Raw genomic sequence first — 21,244 nt, 5'->3', positions numbered from 1 at the left:
CTTCCTACTTTCCCCCTATCACCCTGTCATCTTTACCAATTCCACAAAGCTTAATGTAAAGTAAATTGTAGCAATAGAAAAAAACGACTGGTGCCTGACACCAGTCGTTTTTGTTAAGCGAATAATTTCTCTTCTTCTGCTTGGAAAAAGCTCTTCATTGCATGAAATACATCTGCTTTTTGCTTAAGAATATAGTAGCGGAATTGATCATCTTTAATGTTCTTATAAGCCGACATTAAGGTTGAATGGCGGTTGTATTGGTTTACCTCTCCATACCCGAACATGTTTGACACCTTCATTAATTCTTCAACTAGCTTCACGCAGCGGGCGTTATCCGATGTGAGATTATCACCGTCAGAGAAGTGGAATGGATAGATGTTGAACTTTCGTGGATTGTATTTGGCATCAATGATTTCTAAGGCTTTGCGGTATGCGGATGAACAAATCGTCCCACCGCTTTCTCCTTTAGAAAAGAAGTCCTCCTCAGTAACAACTTTAGCCTCAGTATGGTGAGCAATAAACTCAATTTCCACTGTTTCATATTTTGTTCTTAAAAAGCGTGTCATCCAGAAGAAAAAGCTGCGTGCCATATATTTCTCCCATATCCCCATACTTCCACTTGTATCCATCATTGCGATGACCACCGCTTTTGAATCCGGTTTAACTACTTCATTCCAAGTCTTAAATTTCAAATCATCCTTATAAATAGGGTGAAAAGCAGGCTTCCCGCTCATTGCATTCCTTTTAAATGCAGACATCATCGTTCGTTTCTTATCGATATTCCCCATTAAACCTGTTTTTCGTATATCGTTGAATTCAATATTTTCAACGAGATGCTCTTCCTGTTCTTTTCTCTTTAAATTTGGAAGCTCTAATTGTTTAAATAAAGCTTCCTCAAGCTCCATTAATGATACTTCTGCCTCAAAATAATCTTCGCCTGCTTGGTCTCCCGCGCCTTGGCCTTTGCCTGGTCCCTTTTGGCCGCTGGAACCGTCACGTGCTACGACATCACCTACTTGACTGTCACCATCACCTTGGCCCACGTGTTTGTTTTTGTCATAATTATAACGAATTTTATATTCGTCCAATGAACGAATCGGAATTTTTACGACATCTCGACCATTAGACATAATTATGCTCTCTTCTGTAATTAAGTCTGGAAGATTGTTGCGAATTGCCTCCTGGACTTTTTCTTGATGCCTTTGTTGATCATCGTGGCCTTTACGGTGGAGGGACCAATCTTCTCTTGAAATGACAAATTGATGGTTGTTAACTGACAATGTAAACCCCTCCTTATTAATTTATTAGTTTCCAAAATGCACAAATTTTTATCAAATACATATTATAACTCGAGTGAAAAAATTAAGATAAATATGGATTACTTTATCCTATGCAGAAAAATAGAATAATTTACAAATTATTTTGACAATTGTGCTTTTGCCTACTAAATTGGACAAATTATCAATGTGGATGCACCGAGGTTTATCCTTACCTTAATAAGGAAAAAAATAGACTGACAGATTTCCTTCTGCCAGTCCTAGCTATTTTAATCCACTTATCTATTTAATAGACTTCCAACATAACGCAGCAATTCATTAGCTGATGTTGTATTATAGCCATGCTCATCAACTAACCTGGCAACCACGTTATTAATCTTTTTCAGTTGCTGTTCATCAGGTGTTTTCGATGAAGTGGTAATTTTAACTACATCCTTTAAATCGGCAAACAATTTCTTTTGAATAGCTTCACGCAGGCGGTCATGAGAGTTATAGTCAAAACGTTTGCCTTTTCTTGCAAAAGCAGAAATTCTTATTAGTACTTCTTCCCTGAAAGCCTTTTTCGCATTTTCAGAGATGCCGATTTGTTCTTCAATGGAACGCATGAGCTTTTCATCTGGATTGATTTCTTCTCCAGTTAGTGGATCGCGAAGCTTTGATTTGTTGCAATATGCTTCAACATTGTCAAGGTAATTATCCATTAACGTTTTAGCTGACTCTTCGTATGAATAAACAAATGCTTTTTGGACTTCCTTCTTGGCAATATTATCATACTCTTTACGGGCTAAAGAGATATAATTCATATAACGTTCACGTAACTCTGTAGTGATGGACGGGTGTTGATCCAGCCCATCTTTTAATGATCTTAATACATCAAGTGCATTAATTGAAGGTATTTCTTTACGAATGATCGTGGATGAAATCCGGTTAATCACGTACCGAGGATCAATACCACTCATACCTTCATCTGGATATTCCTTTTTAAGTTCATCTACATCCGCCGTATTAAATCCTTCCACACTTTCCCCATCATAAAGTCGCATTTTCTTAAGTAAATCAATATCGCCTTTTTTCGGTTCCTTTAAGCGGGTAAGAATAGTAAACATCGCTGCTACCTTTAACGTATGCGGTGCAATGTGAACATCAGAAACATCACTCTCATTAATCATCTTTTCATAAATTCTTTCTTCTTGTGACACCTTCAAGTTATAAGGAATAGGCATAACAATAATCCTTGAGTGGAGTGCTTCATTTTTCTTATTGGAGATAAAGGAACGATACTCCGTTTCGTTCGTGTGCGCTACGATTAGCTCATCAGCACTAATTAAGGCAAACCGGCCTGCTTTGAAATTCCCCTCTTGAGTTAGAGACAACAAGTGCCAAAGGAATTTCTCATCACACTTTAACATCTCCTGGAATTCCATCATTCCTCGGTTCGCCTTATTAAGCTCACCATCAAAGCGATAGGCACGTGGGTCTGATTCTGAACCGAATTCCGCAATGGTTGAAAAATCAATACTTCCTGTTAAATCGGCAATATCCTGTGATTTCGGATCGGACGGGCTAAATGTTCCGATTCCGGTACGTTTATCTTCGGAGAAGAAGATTCTTTCTACTAATACATCTTCGATTCGTCCACCATACTCCTGTTCCAGACGCATCATATTCAATGGAGAAAGATTACCTTCGATGCGAATTCCATACTCATCATGGAAATCCTTGCGTAAATGATGTGGAATTAAATGAAGTGGATCTTCATGCATTGGGCATCCTTTAATGGCAAACACAGAGCCTCTATCCGTCAGAGAGTAAGCTTCAAGTCCCCTTTTTAGCATGGTAACAAGAGTTGACTTCCCTCCACTTACAGGACCCATTAATAACAAAATACGCTTCCTTACATCCAGCCGTTTTGCTGCCGGATGGAAGTATTCTTCAACAAGCCGTTCCAGCGATTCCTCTAAACCAAATAATTGATTGCTAAAGAATTCGTACTTTTTCGTCCCTTTTTCTTCAGTAATTCCTGCATCTTTAAGCATATTATAAACTCGTGAATGTGCCGACTGTGCAACCCATGGCTTCTCTTTCAACAACTGTAAATAATCTGCGAATGACCCTTCCCACCGTAGCTTTTCTTCTTCTTCGCGATACATCTCGATTTTTTTTAGAATATCCATAAGGCCCTCCCCCTGTAGGTTAATCAGAGACGATTAATATACTCTATGCTGATAAGCTTTTGAACATGCGTACCATTGTAAGTAGCGTCTATCTTTTTTGTATTAATAAAAAGAATCTCCCTCTTTTCATTTTTATCAGATAGGCTATAATAAAACTATATGTGTGATAAAAATGAAAAATGTATGACGAAGGAGGATTACATAAATATGAACACTTTCATCGTTTGTTTAGTAATGGTCACGTTTTTAGCGGCAATCTTCACATCAGGTTATAACGACAAACCAGGTTCTTCAAAATAAAAAAACTGCCAAACGGCAGTTTTTTTATTTAAGATTAAGTTTATTTTTTTGAACAAACTCCTTCATATACATTCTACTCTTCCTATCAAGCATAATAGCCATTTGTTCAGACCAGCGGTCCTTTCTTTTCCCTTCGGTCCGCTCTTCATAGTAGGACGAAATCAATTCATCATATTTTTGCAGTTGAGTAAGATAAACTTCAGTGTTTTGTTCATATTCATCTTCATGGTAAACATGTTCATAAGGGAGCCTAGGTTTTTTGTCTGTCAATTTGGTTGGTACTCCAACAGCTAGTCCAAACAAAGGAATAACCCGCTCAGGTGTCTTTAAAAGCTTTTTAACTTCTTCTAGGTTATTGCGAATTCCACCTATGTAACATATTCCTAACCCAAGCGATTCCGCTGCAATAGCTGCATTTTGTGCAGCTAAAGAAGCATCTATTAGAGCAACCATGAACTTTTCAGTACTTTCGATAGATGGAGTAACATCTTTTTGTTCCTTCTCCCCAATAATGGTGTGACGATAAAGATCGGCGCAAAAAACAAAAAAGTGACCATTTTTTTCAACATATTCTTGGTTACCAGCAATCTCAGCTAATTTTTTCTTTTTCTCTTTGTCCTTAACGCCAATAATAGAGTAGGCTTGAATAAAACTTGATGTTGCCGCTGCTTGAGCACTAGTAACAATCGTTTTGATTTGTTCATCTGTTAATGGCTTGTCCTCAAAATGACGAAGGGAGCGATGATTAAGAATTGTTTGGATAACTTCATTCATGACAAACTTCCTTTCATTTCGTAAAAAGGAGGCCCGATAGGACCTCCTTTTATTATTTTAGATGAGCATAGTTTTGCTGACGAAGTGCTTCATAAATAAGAATGGCAGCTGTATTGGATAAATTTAAGGAACGAATATTTTCATTCATAGGGATCCGCAAACTGACGTCTTTGTTATTTTCAATAACGTCTTTCGGAAGTCCTGTCGTTTCCCGTCCAAAGATAAAATAGTAATCTTTGCTTGAATTACTATAATCAAAGCTGCTAAAAGGCTTTTGACCAAATTTTGTGATATAAAAAAAATCACCGCCAGCATTCTTTTCATAAAAGTCATCAAGTGAATCATAGTAGACAATATTAACGTGTTGCCAATAATCCAAACCTGCTCTTTTTAACATTTTGTCATCGGTCGAAAAACCTAATGGACGGATTAAATGTAAATTGGTATCTGTTCCGGCGCATGTTCTTGCTATATTTCCTGTATTAGAAGGGATCTGTGGCTGATATAATACTACATTTATTGACACGTTTCTCACCTCGAAAAAAAAACTCTACATGCCATTATACCACTATGATATATCCTTTCAATAATGATGCATTTTTAACCCAGAATCGTATAAAACTTATATTTTATTTTAGGTGTGTAGGCAGATGAATCTTCATATGCCCAATACCTCATTCGGCTATTATAAGTATGGGCGTTCACTAACGGCATTCCATGTGCATCCTTACCCGTAACAATTGTATTATGATTAAATCGTCCATCCCCTTCAAAATCGTAACAAATTACATCACCTAATAATAATTGATCAGGACTGCTGACTTCCCGTGCCCGTAAACCACTTTTAGAATGTGCAAAATAAAGCTTAAATGAGTGTGCCACCGCCCAGCTATAACTCCAATTCTTATTTTGGAGCCACCACCCTGTACCCCGATTTGGATAGCCTCTCATCGGGGCTTCGCCCGTATGGAGGCATTGTGAAATAAAATTGGTGCAATCATTCTCAAATTTTTTGTAGGCAGGATTGTAGGTATTCCACCAGCGTTCCGCATATTGTACAGCTTTTAAGCGGTTGTATTGAAAGCTTAACCGTTCATCACTATCCTCTAAGCTCTGTGTAATTGGTACTTGATAAGGCTCATGATGTTCATAAGGATTGATTTCCTCATCCATCACTAAAGCCTCTTTATAAAACTTGGCTAATCTTTCTTCGACTTCTTCCTCCATGTAAAGAATACCTTTTTGCTTAATTAAATATTGATAATGAGCATGATATTTTACTGTTTGAAATTCATCCTCTTCATTTCTTTCTATTATTCTGCCGGCTGCTTTTACTTTGACAATTTCTGCAGACCTTTTTGACATTGCACTTTGTTTTATTTCAGCCTTTGGAAAAAATACTTTATGTGTTCTTTTATCGGAGACAAATTGATTTACTCTTTTATCAAATAAATCTTGTATCAAATGAAGCATATTTCTCACCCTTTCTCTCATACATATGAGAGATTTTATTGTGTAAGTCATTAATTCCGTATGAAATAAGACTTTACACAACAATATGAGCGGTTTGTCGATATTAGAAGGGGGACTGGTCATCTCTCAAAAGTTCATTTCACTTAGAATAACCTTCACCAACACTCGATTTTTCTTTGACGTGGAGATGAGGGTACTTGGGGTCTATCTCAGCTATGCCCCCCATGAAAATGTGGAAATGCACCCCCTGTACCCATAGCAAAAGAAAAGAGACCCCTTAGGAGTCCCTTAACCTTCTTGTTGATGCTCTTTGATTAGCCTATCTAGTCTTGGTCTCGATACCTGTAGTTCCTTTGCAAGCTGAGACTTTGATACTTCTCGATTCATATATCGTTGATAATGCTTGTCGAAGTCTAGAATTGATACTTCTTTTCGTCCTTTGTACTTACCTTCTGCTTTAGCTATTGCAATACCTTCACACTGTCTTTCGAGCATATTTTCACGTTCAAAATTGTTAATGGCACCTATCATCTTTAACATTAGTCCTGTTGCGGTTGAGGTATCAATATTTTCCTTAATTGATACTAACTGGACTCCTTTTGATTCTAATAGTTCGACTAGTTCTAACAGGTCTTTAGTGGAGCATGCTAATCTAAACACCACTTTCGGTTCAAAAGGTCTATACACTTTATTGTATCAATGGTTGAATTTTATCCCCTATGGGAGGGAAACCCTCGTGGAATAAAAAGAAGAACCGCCTAAAATAGACGGTTTAACCAATAATTCCTTGAAGAACATGAAGTAATTGTGTACCCAAGGTAAATACATTTGTTCCTGCACCTACAACTTCATTTACAGTTCTTACTTTATCCATTGCAGTTCTAACGATAACCTTTTTAGGCTTCTCACTCTCAACTTCTTGAACAGCAGCCTCGACCAATTCCACCGTATCTTCCTTATCGGTATCAGGAATTGTCGTATCATTAACCAATGCTTGAGCAAACTTCTGTGCAATCTCTTTTAATTCTTCAACTTTGGTCTCATTATAAGTTTGATTAGCACTAATTGAAGCCTGTCCTTCCGCATGGTTTAGTTGTCCTCTAAGTTCTCCAATGTTAAATTGAGTGGTTGATTTTTTATCTAATCCCATGTCTATTGCCATCTCCCCTAAATAAGAAACAATGTGGTTAACAAGAGGTTTAACTACTTGATTATGAAAATTATCACATGAATCTTGAAACTTTCTTCCATAACCTATTACCAAAGCATGATAGCTTATTTCATTTAATGAAATATAATTGAGTAATTGAAATATGAAGGCAATTTCTTCAGAAGTACGAATGGGTAGTTTAATTAGTTCACGGAAATTTCGTTTATTAAGAATTTCTTCAATATCAAATGTCACTTGGTTATTTCTATAGATAAAGTCATTGATAGTTGGACACTCCTCAATAAAAATCAAGAACCTATCCAAATTATCTTTTGCGTCATTTACGTCAGAGTTCAAAAACCTACTTGCAACTTTTCTAAAATTAAGGGATAGTTTTCTATACTCTTTTTCTGTAAGTTCAACTTCTTGTGTCATTTAATTCACCCCACAAAACGGACAATAAACATTAGATACCTTTTGGTCAATGTTGACTTTAATTGTTTTATCGCAACAGTATAATTCAACTTTTTCCAAGTCTTCATCTTCCGTTAATAATTTTGGTGATTCTTCTTTTGGTTTCTTTAGGTGAAAAGTCATTCCAGAGCCTTTCATTTTGTGACTTGTCTTTTTGAAAGACTTAAAGATTTCTTGTTGTACATAATTTAGTGCAATTATTTGAGCGTGTTCTATAACGTCCTTTGGTATAAAACTCGAACTTGCACCAGCTAGACCACAGGAAGGGCAAAATAATTCTAAGGTATCTTCTGCGTCATAATCTTCCGAAGTAGTTTTAAAACGTTCCTTACAATGTGGACATTGAAGGGAATAAAACCCTTCACTATCGGTTGGAATACTTATACTTGAATCTTCCACTTGATACACCCCCATATGTCACCTATAAATATACCATAAATTTGTAATATATTGGAGAAATATAGGAGTTTAGTTTTCTAATATTTTTTATATGTCCTTCTTGTATAGCTTTTCTTATTTGTTTGCTACAATCTCTTGTTCAATATCCTCATCTACTATTTCCATGACGTGTGGATGAGCCGACTATGGGTTTATCCCGCCCATAGCACTAGTTAAAATGTGGAAATACACCCCCACAGTATTCTTACAATTGAATGAGAGGAGTCTATGTGAGGTGGGTATTTTACCACCTCATTTTTCTAAATCATTAATTGAAAATGAAAAGAGACCCCTTGAGAGTCTCTATAAGCTAAAGTTATCCAGTTCATTATCTGTCTCTTCTTTATTAATACCAATATAGGTTAATGTAATCTTTGGATGTGAATGATTAAGTATCTCTTGAAGCATAGCCACATTGCCAGTTTGCTTATAGAACCAGTAACCGAATGTTTTCCTCATGGTATGAGTTCCTATCGATTCGATATTTGCAAAGTCTCCCGCTTTTTGAAGCTGTCTATAGGCTTGAATCTTGCTTATAGGCTTATCACCTTTACGAGAAGGGAATAGCCACTCACTATCAAGTTCTGAGGCATATGTAAACACATCGTTAAAGATGGATGTGATATTAATGATTCTTGCTTTCTTAGTCTTGCCTTCTTTGATTTGGAACTCTTTACGCTTCTTTGATTTCAGCTTGATGATGGATTCCTTTTTCAGATTCAAGATATCGCTCACTCGCAGTCCTGTATTGATACCAATCAAGAACAGGATGTAGTCTCGTTCTGAGCAATGACGCTTTAATGACCACTTCATGTCTTCTATTTGAGTCTTGCTTCTGATTGGTTGTACGTCAATTAAGTGTTCTTTTTTAGTCATGTTAACGACTCCTTTATTATCAATGATTTGAATGTATACTTTTATATCGTGTTTACAGATTATCATCAAAAACAAAGGAAGTCTAGTATTAATAATGTTTTGAATGTAAACTTTTAAGTATTAGTTTACATTCGCTGTTAGCGGAGTATAATCCAAAGCTTATCGATAGCAACATGAAAAAGCAGCGATATCTATTCTTTAAGTATCACTCAATAGGATACGCCTCTGTTATCGGTTACCCATGTCGAACTACATCAGTTTATTACTATATGATTTATCACTTTACCGCACTAAATCATTGCTGGTATTTGACTCGTGTCGGAAATTTACCGAATGGTTATTTGTGGATGTGTGCTTTATGTATCACACAAACACATTAACTTGGAACTCCATTGTAGTCTTACATAATGCCCACATATTCAATCGCAAGCTTGGGAAAAGAGACCACTTAAAACGCCACCACGAGCAATTCTGAGCATCTATAGACTCGCTAAACTAATAACATGGAATCTCTTTGCTTCCGAAAATCTAAGGCTTGAATTTACTTCTAGGTCAAATCCAACACTATGTTCATTCAAACGGTAACAATACAATCATACGAAAAGCCTTGCCTTTACTGCATCTGCTAAATAATTACAATCGTTACCGTATAAGCACAGTCTATCGGAACTTTACTAATGCAAAAAGACAGCAAGCTGGTACGTCGCTCACTGCCTTTTGTTTAGCGGAATTTTGTCTGAATTATTTCATAAAATAAACCTTAAGTATACCTCTCATCTTTAGTATTGACTTGCTTCGCTGCTGCTTTTTTTGAGGCAATATTATTAGTCCCTATATCTGCCGTCTTTTCAAGAGCTTGACCTACTCCACCTGTAAAATTCATTTTATGTTCAGGAATTTGTTGACTCTTCATTTATTACCCCCTCCTTTCCTCCCTATTATTTTCCTCGAAATCACATGCTACATACATTACACTTTTTATTCCATTTCACCAAAGTTAAGCATGTCAGGAGGATATCCTTATTCATGACTTTATTGATGAAGAGTAATGTAGATAATCTGGTAATATTCTCTAAATTCACTATCATAGGGTGAAGGTATACTTTTTTGAAACTAAATATGTATTAGTGTACATCGTCTCGGACATAGTACGATAAATCCTATCTAATCAGATGAAGAATGGACTTATTTTGATTCCTACAATCGGTGTCGAACTATATCAGTGTATTGCAAACACACAACTTACAAAGTCATACGCAGATAACTATTATTTGAGTCGTATCGGATTAATTTACCGAATAGTAGGTGGTCATGACCGTGCCAAATGCTTCTAACACCTTCGGTTGTATGGATAAAGATTTATTACCCGCCAATAAATCAAAACTCAAATTTGAGTTTAATAACCACTCAAACACCTAAGTAGGCTTACAAAGTGCCATCAAATACACCCCTGAGTTTTAAGTCATATGTAATACTAGAGAGCATTGTGAAGTTGTAAAGTTTGGATAAGCCATTCTGGAGCGGCTATGGTGTGGCGGGGCTTTAAGGACTCACCCTACAATCCGCTAAATGGGTACAGTTTTAAGGGGGCAAAACAGTAAACTCAGATAAATAAGTCAAATTTCGCAGGAAATCACTTTGTAATTGACACTTAAAAGAACTAGGAAATTCTCCAAGTTCTTTTTCATTTGTTGTAAAACCTTTGACATGTGAACGATTAATGAATATTTTGGATTCTTCAAGTATTCTTACCTTCCATTGTGTATGTTTAATAAAGGAAAGGAGGGATATTATGGTAAAGGAAAAAGTACAACCTCATTGCATGGTTTGCAATGAACCATTTAAAAGAAAAGATTTAGTTTACACTGACACCATGTTTACACAGATACAACATGTTAAATGTTTTATATACAAACCTGAATTTATTAAAGATACAGGTACTTACGAAGAAATAGTTAATAAATATCCTCATTACAAAAGGCCATTTATTGTATCTGATAAACCAATAACAAACCTATTAGTGAAGCATTCACTAATAAAAAAACAAAAGTATTAAATGACTCAACAAAACACTCGAGAAAAAGACATCCAACTAATTTGGATGTCTTCCTAGAACTATTTCACTTGTTCTTGTAGTGCTTCTTTTAATAGTTCAATTGCACTTTCTTCACTCGGGTCATTTGTCCCAAGTTCACCTCGGAAAGCTTTTGAAAGGATAGATTGTTTAAGAAGTTCTATATGAGTATTATTATCTAAGTGAGCCAATACCGTCTCCTCTTTAGAGATTGCTTTTTCAATTACATCTGCTATTGCATCCATTTCTTCTTTTGGCGGTAATGGAATAATAATCGAACCTAAACTTCCTTGACTTATGGTATTTTGTCCAGCGGATGAAACTATCTTATTAATTATTTGATTTCGAATTATATGACTGTCGAACAAATTTTTTATATACAATACGTTTATCTGCTCTTTATCAAAAGTGCCTCGAATTAAATGGTCACAATAAGCTGCTTCTCTAGATAGATTAAAATGAATTACTTTTCCCACTAAATTGAAGCTACCATTTACTCTAATAAACAATATGTCATCTTTTTCAAGTCCATATTTTTCAAATTCTTTGTCTGATAACATTATTTCTCTTAAATCAGAGGCAACAAACTCATTGCCCTTTATATCAGCTAATCTTAAAACGGGGATAGACGTTCCGTTTGTTCCTCTTCTTTTAGACATTCCATTTTGCATTTGTAAGATATCGCTTAATTTCACCCATTTCCAGTTATTAGGTAACGAGAAAAATGAATCTACAAACTCCTCATTTGACCCTTCATTTAAACCTCTATTTTCTCTCCACTGCCTCGTCAATTCCCCACGAAACGCATTGTCCAAAATGGCTGCCCGACGAAGTTCAAACGTTTCCTGCACTTCCTTAATCAACTGCTTTGCTTCTTCTATTTTATTTACAAGATTCTCAACTTTTTCAGTTATTCGTTTTTGTTCATTTATTGGTGGTAAAGGTATTTTTAAGTCTTCTATGCGAAATAATGCCAATTTGGGTTGAGAAGTAGAAACGGTAGAATTTTTAATTTGATTTTGTAATTCGTCAGTATTAAGTACTAAATGTATAAATTCATTAGATGTACCTTTAATATCAGTAATTTTGGCAGCATTTTCAGTTAAGTTTGAACCGCTTAAGTAATTTGGAACAATTCCCGTTTTTCCAATTGTACCAGCGATAGAAATGTAAACATCATCTTTACAAATAATATACCTTGATATCTGCCTAGCTGTTTCTTCAGAGATATATTTTAAATCCTTATTATCAATAGCTCCATTTCTAAAATCAGCAACTCGAAGATATGGATATTGCGTAGGCTCTTGCAATAAAACATGTCCTTTTGGAAGTCGCTTTCCTCCTTTTACGTTCCCAATGCCTTTAAGTTTCAGCCAAATCCAATTCTTTGGGACTTCATATGGTTGCTCTTTTTCTGGCACTAACACTTCACCTAATAAGTCTTCGATGGTCATTTTTATCTTACTCATTGCGTAACTACCTCGTCTTCTTCCACTGTCCGAAGTTCATCAACAACTTCACCTAATAAATCCATTGCTTGTTGTAATTTCGCTATCGCTTCTTCTGCCGATTCAATTGGGTCTGGCAAGTTTTCATATGATGATAAAGACTCATCCGCAATAAGTCCGATATCTAAGCTATCACCTTTGTTGAAAATTTCTCCTCTTGTGAACTTGTTCCACCGTTCATCATCCACTTTAGAACGTTCTTCAGCCACATAGGCTTTCATGAAGTTTTCAAAATGAGCCATAGTTAATTGATTACGTTTACCAAATGAAGACATGTTAGTGCGGAGGTCATATACCCAAACATCTTTCGTATTATCTTGGTCTGTTTTTCCTTTTGTAAAGAATAAGACATTTGTTTTAACACCTTGAGCATAAAATATTCCTGTAGGTAATCGTAAAATGGTGTGTAGATTACATTTGTTCATTAAGTCACGACGAATTTGCGCACCGATGCCACCTTCAAATAAAACATTATCTGGCAAAACAACGGCTGCCCGAGCATTACCGTCATCCTTCAGTGCATTGTATATTAATTGCAAGAAATTTAACTGCTTGTTCGATGTATCATACGTTAAGTCATCACGTGAGACACGTTCTCCACCTTTTTTTGTACCAAATGGTGGATTTGTTAAGATAACATCAAAATTTTTCATCCATTTCCCATTAGTCGATAAAGAGTCCCCTTGTTCTAATCGTCCTTCCATGTTATGAAGCAAAGCGTTCATTAATGCAAGACGATGAGTATCTTTTACAAGTTCCATTCCTGAAAATGCTTCTTTCTTTTGGAATTCAGCCTCCCGTGGGTCTAGGTCAAAGTAGTCATCTGTTTGATTCTTTAAATATCGGTCTGCTGCAATCATAAATCCCAGTGTTCCCGCCGCTGGGTCAGCACATCGCTCACCAATTTTCGGGTCAATTAATTGCACCATTACGTCAATTAACACTCGTGGCGTGAAGTATTGTCCCGCTCCTGATTTCTTTTCACTTGCATTCTTCTCTAATAAACCTTCGTATAGATTACCTAGTCCCTCTTCTTTAGCATTGTACCAATCGAGTGCATCAATTGATTTTATAATTTTCTCTAAATTTTTGGGTTCTCCTATACTTGTAGAAGCGTCACTATAAATAAGACGTAACTGCTCATTTTCACTACTGCCTAAATCAAGTAACAATCGCTGATAATATGTCTTTAAATCCAATCCTTCCCTTTCTAATAAGTCATTCCAACGATACCCTTCAGGAATAACACTCTCTGTCTCTTGCTCTTTCATCATTTTTAGAAATAATAAATATGTTAACTCCGTCACATATTGCTGATATGTAATCCCGTCATCACGTAACACGTTACACAAATTCCATAGCTTTTGAACGATTTCTTGGTTGTTCATTTTTCTACCTCCTGCAATCTCTACATACTTATACTAATTTAAGTTTCTTGTTTCAAACCCTCATTAAACCTATTATCAACTAATTCACCAACCTACCTATTATAACTTAAAAAATGCCTCTATGAAGAGGCACAATGTTAACTAATATATAGGTTCTCATTTATAGTAGTAACAACAGTATCTATATAGTCTCCGAACTCACGCTTTAGCAATTTATAGCCACCAGAAGTTCTAAATGGTTCTTCCGAGAATGCCTCTTCTGCAGTTGGTGCAAGAACAGGTACTTGAAGTAATTGTTTTTCAATCCGTTCTAACCATTTCTTTTGTCTTGGAGTCCAATCATGCAATGAATAAACCTTTTGCATCGCTTGTTTAATACGTGTTTCATGGTCAACGAGTGCTTCACCTAACGCTGCTTGACGAATAAAGCTAATGATATCTGCCGCAATGTCTTCATTTTTCGTCTGTTTCCACGCAGTTTGTAGGTGAGATTGTTTAAATCCTTTTGTTTCTAGAATGGTAATAAGTTCACGTAAATCCTGCCGTGTTAAATCTTTCGGTCGTGTACAAACAATATGAAGGGCAGGTATTTCATTAATATTCTCTTGGATAAACCGAACAAAGCCATCTAAATAATCCTCAGGTCGTTTGTTTCCTTCACCGTATCCTCGAATCACGTCTGTCACTTCATCTTCTTGGCTAGAGATATATCGTTTCTCACCTTTTACTCGATAGGTTTCTATATATTCAAATAACAAACTATGTTGTTTTGCTTCTTGTGGCGTATATGTTTGAACTTCTTTTGCCCACTCATCTATATTCTTTCCGTTCGACAATTCTTCAAATTTCTGTTTTCCTTCTTCATTTAGCCTTTGCTTCCGACGCTGAATTTTACCTACTAGTTGCTCACGGTAAAATGTTGCTTCTTCTTCCGTTGACGCATTTGCAAGTGATTCATACAATTCACCAATACTGTAATTTTGTTGTTTCACAACAGGTTTCATCTCTGTATAACTTTGCAGTTTATCATAAATACCTACTGCATCATAAATGTTAAAATGTGTTTTCTCAATATCTGGACAGAGACGTGTTGCACGACCAAGCATTTGGTCATAAAGAATGCGAGACTGTATACGTCGTAAAAAGACTAAATTGGTAATAGGCGGGACATCAATGCCTGTCGTTAGTAAGTCAACTGTTACAACCACATTGGGTAGCCGCTCATTTTTAAATCGTTTAATTGCATCCAAAGGCTTATAAATGTATCCTGTAATTTTCATAATGGCATCATCTTCAATCTTATCGCCACGCTCTTTAAAGGCTTCCTTTAATAAACGAACAACTAAATCTGCATGTTGGTCAGTAGCAGCGAAGATAAGTGTCTTCTCTTTACCTGTTGGGTCAATATATTCTGCAAGTTTATTTAATATGGCTCGATTAAATGGCTCTGTAATGACTCTTTTATTAAACTGCTCCACTTCAAAGTGAACAGTGTCCTCCATTTTTTCTAGTTGAACTTCACCATTAGCAACATCGTATATTTCTACTTCATCATCTTTTTCAAATGTAATTCCAACTTGTGAAAGTTCTGTCTTAAATAAATAAGGAGGTTCATGGTCAACTAAATAACCATCTAAAACCGCCTCACTATATGAATATTTAAAAATGGGCATTCCGAAAATTTCTGTCGTATGTAATGCTGGTGTTGCTGTAAGTCCTAAACTTGCAGCATCAAAATAATCAAGAACACGTCGATATTGACTAATATAATCATTTTGGTCTCTGAATTCTAATTCTTCTTCTGACATTTCACGGTCACTTGAATAACCTCGATGTGCTTCATCTACAATAATAAAATCATATTGTCCTACACTAGGAATTTTATCGTTCTCATTATAAAACAAACGGTGAACCATACCTTGCACCGTTGCAATATGTACTCGAGTTTCTAATTCGGGGGTTGCATCTTTTAAAGACTTTACATCAAAGATACTTGCAAATGATAACCCTTCAAACTTAGTATCTTTTAATGCATCTTCTGTCTGTTTCCCTAACGAATTGCGGTCAACTAGAAAAAGAATCCTACGACACTTTTTAGAATTGATTAAACGATACATCAATGCTATAGCTGTACGGGTTTTTCCAGTTCCTGTTGCCATGGCTAACAGCATTTTTCTTTGTCCTTCTATTAATGCTTGTTCAGCGGCAAGTACTGCTTTCTGCTGATAGTAACGTAAACCAAACTTCGAAATATCCTCTTCATTTAACCGTTTATTAGCATATTTATCATCTTGACTAAGAAGAAGCTGCAAATCATCAGGTGAATGCCATCCTTCCAGTGGACGAGCAAATTCCAACGGTTTACGAGAATCCCAAAACCATATGCCTGACTCTTCTTGAAGTTGTTTCAAGTATGGTCTGCCATTAGTTGCATATAAAAATGGAACTTTGTATCCACCTGTAGTTGGGGTAATGATTTCGTCCACAATCTGCACAACATGTTTGGCATAAACTTTCGTTTGGCTTTCTAATGCACTAGGAATAGTCTTCTTTTTTGCTTTTGCTTCGATAAAGCCAACTAGCCTTTTACCAATAAACAAAGCATAATCAACTCTCCCACCTTCAACCTTCCATTCAGCAATCGCCATGTTCCTATTTTTTTCTGGCACTGTGCCATTCTTATGATGATTTAATGTAACTGTATCCGCATCCCATCCTACTAAACGTAATTTTTCATCGATAATAGTTCGTGTTTCTGCTTCTGTTAGTTGATGACTACGCATGAAGTTTTTTGAAATTCTTTTACGCTCTGTTTTTACATCTGCTTGTTCGGCTTCCGCTTGCTGGCGAATAGTATCTAATTGCTCTTCTAACTTTTTAACTTTGTCTTCGTAATCCTGTTGAAGCTTATCCGTATCCACTACAGTTTGTTCCTGAGGTTCTTTATACTCAGGTGCTTGAAAATCCCAATCACCATAAACCTCCATAAACCAAATAGATAAGCGAAAAGTCAATTGCAACAAAACTTTTGCTTCTTCTGTTTTTCCATAACCCGCTTCGTGCATCGCTAAATTTCCTGAACGACGAAGAGTTTCAAATATATCAACTAATTCAGATTCTAATAATCCTTCTCGGCGCATGGTATTAATACGGTCTACCTGAGTTGTACCATATGTTTCCCTAATGTTTTCAGCAGCAAGGACAAACTTTGTTAGTGTCTCCGCAAACAAACGCAGCTTCATTAAAGTCGTATGCGGGTCGTGAAATACATTTTTCTCCGCTGTCTCTCCCAAGTTAGCAAGTACATCCCATTTACCTTGTAGAAATGAAAAGTTGCTATTCATTGTTATCACCGTTTTCGAGAGTTTATTTGTGTCCATTATACTATATTTTTACAAAATTCAGGAAAGAGATATTATGCTAATTACTGTTCGGCATCTTTTCTTTCTAATTTACAGGGTGAATATTACAAGTTTGTACATCCTTCGCAGGATAATTGTCTTATTATAGCGAATTTTTAATTGATTATTAGGACAAGGAGGATTTAATAATTGATTTATAAAGGTGAAGTATATCTAGTTAATTTATCTATGAATGAAATAATGGATGAAAAGTCTGTTAGACCATGTGTAATTGTGCAAAATGACGTTGGTAATCGCTTTTCTCCAACTGTTATAGTTGCTGCACTAACAAATCGAATTGATAGTCCTAAATTACCAACGCATATCCTGTTAGATAAAGATAAATACGGATTGGATTCTAATTTAATTATCTTAATGGAACAGATTAGAACAATTGGAAAAGGTCGTTTACTCGAAAAAATAACCACATTGGATGAGTCAGATTTAAACAAACTTAATGACGCATGGTGTGTTTCTGGAGGAGTTAATATAGAGTTTACTCAATCAGAAGATTTAACAAAGGATTTTTATGAGTTTTTCTTAAATGAAAAAGTAAATGCACTTGAGGAAAATCTTGAATATGAATTTAAAACTCCACGGGATTCGTATAACACTGAGGAAATAGTAAATCTTGTAAAAAATAAGACAATGGAATATGTAGTTAGTTTTCTAAACGGCAATGGCGGAAGTTTATTCTTCGGTATAGATAACTCAGGGGTAGTAAAAGGATTAAATTTAACTTACGAGGAACGTGACCATTTAGCTTTAGACATAAACAATATTATAAATGACCGTGTAATCCCTAAAATAAGTCCTGCTTACTATACAATAAAATGGCATGCAGTTAAAAATAAGGATAAAAGCAACATAGATAATTTACATGTTCTTGAGATTGAAATTAAAAGACCTTTTGACCCATTAGCAATTTATTTTGAAAATGGGGAGATATTGTATATTAAGACAAGCACTGGCAGGCAGAGAATTACTAAACCACATCAAATGGTAAGCAGTATAATGAAGAGAATTATAGAAAATAAAGAATATATTGAGTTAACGAAAAAACGTAATAGCTAAAATCAGCATATGAGGTCATTTTCATCTTTGAAATACCTGAAAAACCACGGGTAAATCCCCTAACGTTATAGCGTTTTATTACAAACAATAAGAAGTAACGCAACAAGAAAGCCACATTCGTGGCTTTCTTATTTGTTAGAGAATCTCACTTTCTAAACGGTTAGTTTCAAAGAATTGTTCAAAATCATGTCTAATCTCGGGACAAAAACGATTTACCATCAAAGATGAACACAAACTTACAATAGTTCTGCCAAGATAGCAAAGGGTATCATAACCAGAATGACGATATCTAAGTGGTGCGAGGAATTGTTTCTTTGTCTCTTCGTCAATTACAAGATTTTGGAGTGCTGAATATCCATGGCTTTCTAATGAATAGCCTGAATACAACATGGGATGCGTGCCTTTAAACCTTGAAGCTAGTTGAGTGAAACTACTTGCACTCCCATAGAGACTATACCACTTGGGAGGATAATGTCTGTTTTGCCTTTCTAACTTTGCTTTTTCTTTAAGCCATACATCATTTACCGATTTCAATGGTTCTTTAGCTAAAGAGGATTCGAATTTTGTTACTTTTCCTTTAAGTTCATCTACTGTGTAAATAGATGATAATTCGCCAGATTTCATTGCTTTCTTCGCCCAAGTTATCTGTTCGTGCATGTAAGAAACATAGTATGAGTTGGCTCGGTTTGCCAATAAATCATCATTTTCAAAAATGAATTGCATACCAATAGATGTTTCATACAATGTTCTTATTGTTGAGGTGGCTGCACTGTTTGAATCATGGTCTAGAAGAATAAATAAGCCATCTGCTTGCTCTAATACCTTTCTATACAAAGAGATAATGATTACATCATGATGTTTGATATTCTCTTTACTAGCGGACAATTCTAGTATTAATTGTCCAGCTTGAATAGCTTTACTCAATGTATTGAGATTTGGAAACTCAGTCCAATCTCCAATGTTTGTATTAACTATTTCTTCGAATAACCCCAAGTATGAATCCCTCCTTTTTGCATTAGTGCTAGTGAGATAAGTTTTGTATTGTCGTTATTCGAATATCCAAATCACCCAATTGAGGGAAGTCCTTACCATTTAAACAACCCCAGAGCATTGTATGAAAATAACGACTAATAAAAAGGAGCAGGCTATGTAGCACCTGCTCAGCATTGTGTGTTATCCAACTATCGTATCCCGTTAGCTTAATGATTTTCAATATGAATTGATTTTTATTTGAAGAAGTTTTCTGGCCAAAGGAACTCAGGTAAATGTCTTCGAATTAATTAGCTTGATTATTATAGCCTCTTCTCTCGAGTTCTCTTACAAATACAGGCCAAGGTGGAATATTACTCATGTATACATTATTTGAAGAAGTTGACATACCTCCTCCTTCGGAAGTTGATAATCCCCCATATTGAGCAGTTGACAGACCTCCGTATTGAGCGGTTGACAGACCTCCGTATTGAGCGGTTGACAGACCCCCATATTGAGCAGTTGACAGACCTCCGTATTGGGAAGTAGACATGCCCCCGTATTGAGAGGTAGACATGCCTCCGTATTGAGAGGTAGACATGCCTCCGTATTGGGAGGTAGACATGCCTCCGTATTGGGAGGTAGATAACCCACCTCCCTGTGATGTACTCAAATTGCGTGGCCATCTCTTCATTTGCTCAGGTATTATTCTGCTCATAGATATACCCTCCTATTGTTATCGTATTACTTACTAGTTAAAACATATTCCGACACGAAATTTCGGGAAAATCTACCATTGATGTTATATTTAACCGTACCATAACTAGGATGAAGTTGACACATTTATTTACATTTATTCAACTAGTCCCGACACTAACTTGTCCTAACCATCATACAAAAAAGCATTCCTGTCTTATTACAGAAACGCAGTTGTTTGCAACCGTAAGCTTTAGGAATCAACAGGCTTATCTCCGCCTTTTTTCCGTTAAACATTCTTCTTCGGGTTTCATTTTTATCAGTTTCCACTTTCCATTCCCTACTTTTCGAAATTGAGCAATTTCTACGTCAGTTCCATTCGTTAATGTGAAAAAAATCAAGCAATAATTCGCTCCATCATTGCCCCGAAAATATATATTTTTCACATAACCATTTTTCACTGTCGGGTATATTTTCTGAACTAACTTGCACCAACTACCATATTTCACCTCTACAACCGCTTCCGCATCATGACTCCATCCATGATAAGGCGCACATAGAAAGTCTTCTTCAATCTTGCTCAAGTCAGAAATTCGATACCCTTCTTTTTCATTAACAAGCTGGATAAATCCGTAATAATACCCAAAATACTCTGCCCGTTTGCCCTCAAATCCCTCAATTGTTTCGATTTCATAAAAAAACCTTATGCCATGTTTTATATCTGGCACTCTACAAAGCTTTATCAAACTCGTATGCCCTACACCAGCAAACGAATGAAAATAGTCTTCATAAGTTAGTTTTCTTTGGTACTCTTCGGACAGAAAATTATAAGCAATTGGAAATGGAGTACGTGCCTGACCAACCGTTCCGCAACTTCTCCCACCCAAATTTTCAGCTTCACGTAAGACGCTAAAATAGTTAAGAAGAGTTTCTTCAGGGGTTATAGTCAATTCAGAAGGTAATTTGATTTGGTCATGTGCTTTTTCAGAAAAAAGTGAATAGAACTCCGGAGTGTCAAATCTTAAATTCAAAGCTTGCAAGCAAGAAGGACGAAAATATTTCTGATGATAAGTAGTTATGTCCATTTGATTCCTTTGTAACACATTCATCACCCCTCATACAGTTTATGGGTGAACGAAACATATTGCCTTCAGATGAAAAAAATAAAGAGTAATGTGAAGGAGATTCCCATTAACAT

At 36.0% G+C, this 21,244-nt stretch carries 18 protein-coding genes; 2 read left to right on the top strand and 16 right to left on the bottom strand.

Features of this window, described 5'->3' with window-relative positions; translation table 11 throughout:
- Window positions 1-113 precede the first annotated feature (113 nt).
- The 10 genes from yhbH to COE25_RS30720 all read right to left on the bottom strand — a co-directional run bounded on the left by yhbH (window position 114) and on the right by COE25_RS30720 (window position 9,849).
- A complete protein-coding gene (yhbH, locus tag COE25_RS11490) occupies window positions 114-1,280 on the bottom strand; it encodes a sporulation protein YhbH (protein WP_088085889.1) in 1,167 nt (388 codons plus the stop codon).
- Between the two features lie 275 nt (window positions 1,281-1,555).
- On the bottom strand, window positions 1,556-3,451 hold the full coding sequence (locus COE25_RS11485) for a PrkA family serine protein kinase (protein WP_088085888.1): 1,896 nt from the start codon (window positions 3,449-3,451) through the stop codon (window positions 1,556-1,558).
- Between the two features lie 324 nt (window positions 3,452-3,775).
- Window positions 3,776-4,525 (bottom strand): oxygen-insensitive NADPH nitroreductase, encoded by a 750-nt coding sequence (gene nfsA, locus COE25_RS11480; RefSeq protein WP_088085887.1) that lies wholly within the window; start codon window positions 4,523-4,525, stop codon window positions 3,776-3,778.
- Window positions 4,526-4,577: 52 nt separating this feature from the next.
- Entirely contained in the window at window positions 4,578-5,051 is a 474-nt protein-coding gene (gene trmL / locus COE25_RS11475; protein ID WP_088085886.1) for a tRNA (uridine(34)/cytosine(34)/5-carboxymethylaminomethyluridine(34)-2'-O)-methyltransferase TrmL, read from the bottom strand.
- Between the two features lie 74 nt (window positions 5,052-5,125).
- Window positions 5,126-5,998: an amidase domain-containing protein gene (locus COE25_RS11470; RefSeq protein WP_088085885.1), complete on the bottom strand. Its 873-nt coding sequence runs from the start codon at window positions 5,996-5,998 to the stop codon at window positions 5,126-5,128.
- Window positions 5,999-6,286: 288 nt separating this feature from the next.
- Window positions 6,287-6,658, bottom strand: a complete 372-nt coding sequence (locus COE25_RS11465; RefSeq protein WP_257208782.1) for a recombinase family protein — start codon at window positions 6,656-6,658, stop codon at window positions 6,287-6,289.
- Between the two features lie 112 nt (window positions 6,659-6,770).
- Window positions 6,771-7,583: a hypothetical protein gene (locus tag COE25_RS11460; RefSeq protein ID WP_098932756.1), complete on the bottom strand. Its 813-nt coding sequence runs from the start codon at window positions 7,581-7,583 to the stop codon at window positions 6,771-6,773.
- Window positions 7,584-8,021: a hypothetical protein gene (locus COE25_RS11455; RefSeq protein ID WP_257208781.1), complete on the bottom strand. Its 438-nt coding sequence runs from the start codon at window positions 8,019-8,021 to the stop codon at window positions 7,584-7,586.
- Window positions 8,022-8,363: 342 nt separating this feature from the next.
- Entirely contained in the window at window positions 8,364-8,936 is a 573-nt protein-coding gene (locus COE25_RS11450; RefSeq protein ID WP_098932754.1) for a tyrosine-type recombinase/integrase, read from the bottom strand.
- A gap of 760 nt (window positions 8,937-9,696) precedes the next feature.
- Complete coding sequence (locus COE25_RS30720) at window positions 9,697-9,849, bottom strand: hypothetical protein (RefSeq protein ID WP_180247489.1); 153 nt, start codon at window positions 9,847-9,849, stop codon at window positions 9,697-9,699.
- Window positions 9,850-10,728: 879 nt separating this feature from the next.
- Here COE25_RS30720 and COE25_RS11445 point away from each other — a divergent pair.
- Window positions 10,729-10,992: a hypothetical protein gene (locus COE25_RS11445; RefSeq protein ID WP_098932753.1), complete on the top strand. Its 264-nt coding sequence runs from the start codon at window positions 10,729-10,731 to the stop codon at window positions 10,990-10,992.
- Between the two features lie 59 nt (window positions 10,993-11,051).
- Here the strand turns inward: COE25_RS11445 and COE25_RS11440 are convergent, their stop codons facing one another.
- The 3 genes from COE25_RS11440 to hsdR all read right to left on the bottom strand — a co-directional run bounded on the left by COE25_RS11440 (window position 11,052) and on the right by hsdR (window position 17,250).
- Window positions 11,052-12,479 (bottom strand): restriction endonuclease subunit S, encoded by a 1,428-nt coding sequence (locus COE25_RS11440; RefSeq protein ID WP_098932752.1) that lies wholly within the window; start codon window positions 12,477-12,479, stop codon window positions 11,052-11,054.
- Window positions 12,476-13,906, bottom strand: coding sequence for a class I SAM-dependent DNA methyltransferase (locus COE25_RS11435; protein ID WP_098932751.1), 1,431 nt, complete (start codon window positions 13,904-13,906; stop codon window positions 12,476-12,478). Before COE25_RS11435 ends, COE25_RS11440 begins: the two co-directional genes overlap by 4 nt.
- Before the next feature lie 137 nt (window positions 13,907-14,043).
- Complete coding sequence (gene hsdR / locus COE25_RS11430; protein WP_098932750.1) at window positions 14,044-17,250, bottom strand: type I restriction-modification system endonuclease; 3,207 nt, start codon at window positions 17,248-17,250, stop codon at window positions 14,044-14,046.
- Between the two features lie 207 nt (window positions 17,251-17,457).
- On the opposite strand from hsdR, the gene COE25_RS11425 reads away from it, so the two are divergent.
- Entirely contained in the window at window positions 17,458-18,381 is a 924-nt protein-coding gene (locus tag COE25_RS11425; RefSeq protein WP_098932749.1) for a type II toxin-antitoxin system PemK/MazF family toxin, read from the top strand.
- A 135-nt stretch (window positions 18,382-18,516) separates the two neighbouring features.
- Here COE25_RS11425 and COE25_RS11420 read toward each other — a convergent pair whose 3' ends face one another.
- From COE25_RS11420 to COE25_RS11410, 3 genes are all read right to left on the bottom strand, one after another.
- Window positions 18,517-19,374: a DUF5677 domain-containing protein gene (locus COE25_RS11420; protein ID WP_098932748.1), complete on the bottom strand. Its 858-nt coding sequence runs from the start codon at window positions 19,372-19,374 to the stop codon at window positions 18,517-18,519.
- 283 nt (window positions 19,375-19,657) lie between these two features.
- Window positions 19,658-20,068 (bottom strand): hypothetical protein, encoded by a 411-nt coding sequence (locus COE25_RS11415; RefSeq protein ID WP_218964324.1) that lies wholly within the window; start codon window positions 20,066-20,068, stop codon window positions 19,658-19,660.
- Between the two features lie 247 nt (window positions 20,069-20,315).
- Window positions 20,316-21,149, bottom strand: a complete 834-nt coding sequence (locus tag COE25_RS11410) for a hypothetical protein (protein WP_098932747.1) — start codon at window positions 21,147-21,149, stop codon at window positions 20,316-20,318.
- Window positions 21,150-21,244: the final 95 nt, after the last annotated feature.

Source organism: Bacillus sp. AFS031507, from assembly GCF_002584635.1.
In the GTDB taxonomy this organism is placed as follows: domain Bacteria; phylum Bacillota; class Bacilli; order Bacillales; family Cytobacillaceae; genus Neobacillus.
This window is presented reverse-complemented; position numbering and strand designations above follow the sequence as displayed.

Coding starts and splice junctions, on each gene's coding strand:
- COE25_RS11440 (WP_098932752.1), bottom strand. CDS start 12,479: ATGAGTAAGATAAAAATGACCATCGAAGACTTATTAGGTGAAGTGTTA.
- nfsA (WP_088085887.1), bottom strand. CDS start 4,525: ATGAATGAAGTTATCCAAACAATTCTTAATCATCGCTCCCTTCGTCAT.
- COE25_RS11415 (WP_218964324.1), bottom strand. CDS start 20,068: ATGAGCAGAATAATACCTGAGCAAATGAAGAGATGGCCACGCAATTTG.
- COE25_RS11435 (WP_098932751.1), bottom strand. CDS start 13,906: ATGAACAACCAAGAAATCGTTCAAAAGCTATGGAATTTGTGTAACGTG.
- COE25_RS11470 (WP_088085885.1), bottom strand. CDS start 5,998: ATGCTTCATTTGATACAAGATTTATTTGATAAAAGAGTAAATCAATTT.
- hsdR (WP_098932750.1), bottom strand. CDS start 17,250: ATGAATAGCAACTTTTCATTTCTACAAGGTAAATGGGATGTACTTGCT.
- COE25_RS11460 (WP_098932756.1), bottom strand. CDS start 7,583: ATGACACAAGAAGTTGAACTTACAGAAAAAGAGTATAGAAAACTATCC.
- COE25_RS11445 (WP_098932753.1), top strand. CDS start 10,729: ATGGTAAAGGAAAAAGTACAACCTCATTGCATGGTTTGCAATGAACCA.
- COE25_RS11485 (WP_088085888.1), bottom strand. CDS start 3,451: ATGGATATTCTAAAAAAAATCGAGATGTATCGCGAAGAAGAAGAAAAG.
- COE25_RS11450 (WP_098932754.1), bottom strand. CDS start 8,936: ATGACTAAAAAAGAACACTTAATTGACGTACAACCAATCAGAAGCAAG.
- COE25_RS30720 (WP_180247489.1), bottom strand. CDS start 9,849: ATGAAGAGTCAACAAATTCCTGAACATAAAATGAATTTTACAGGTGGA.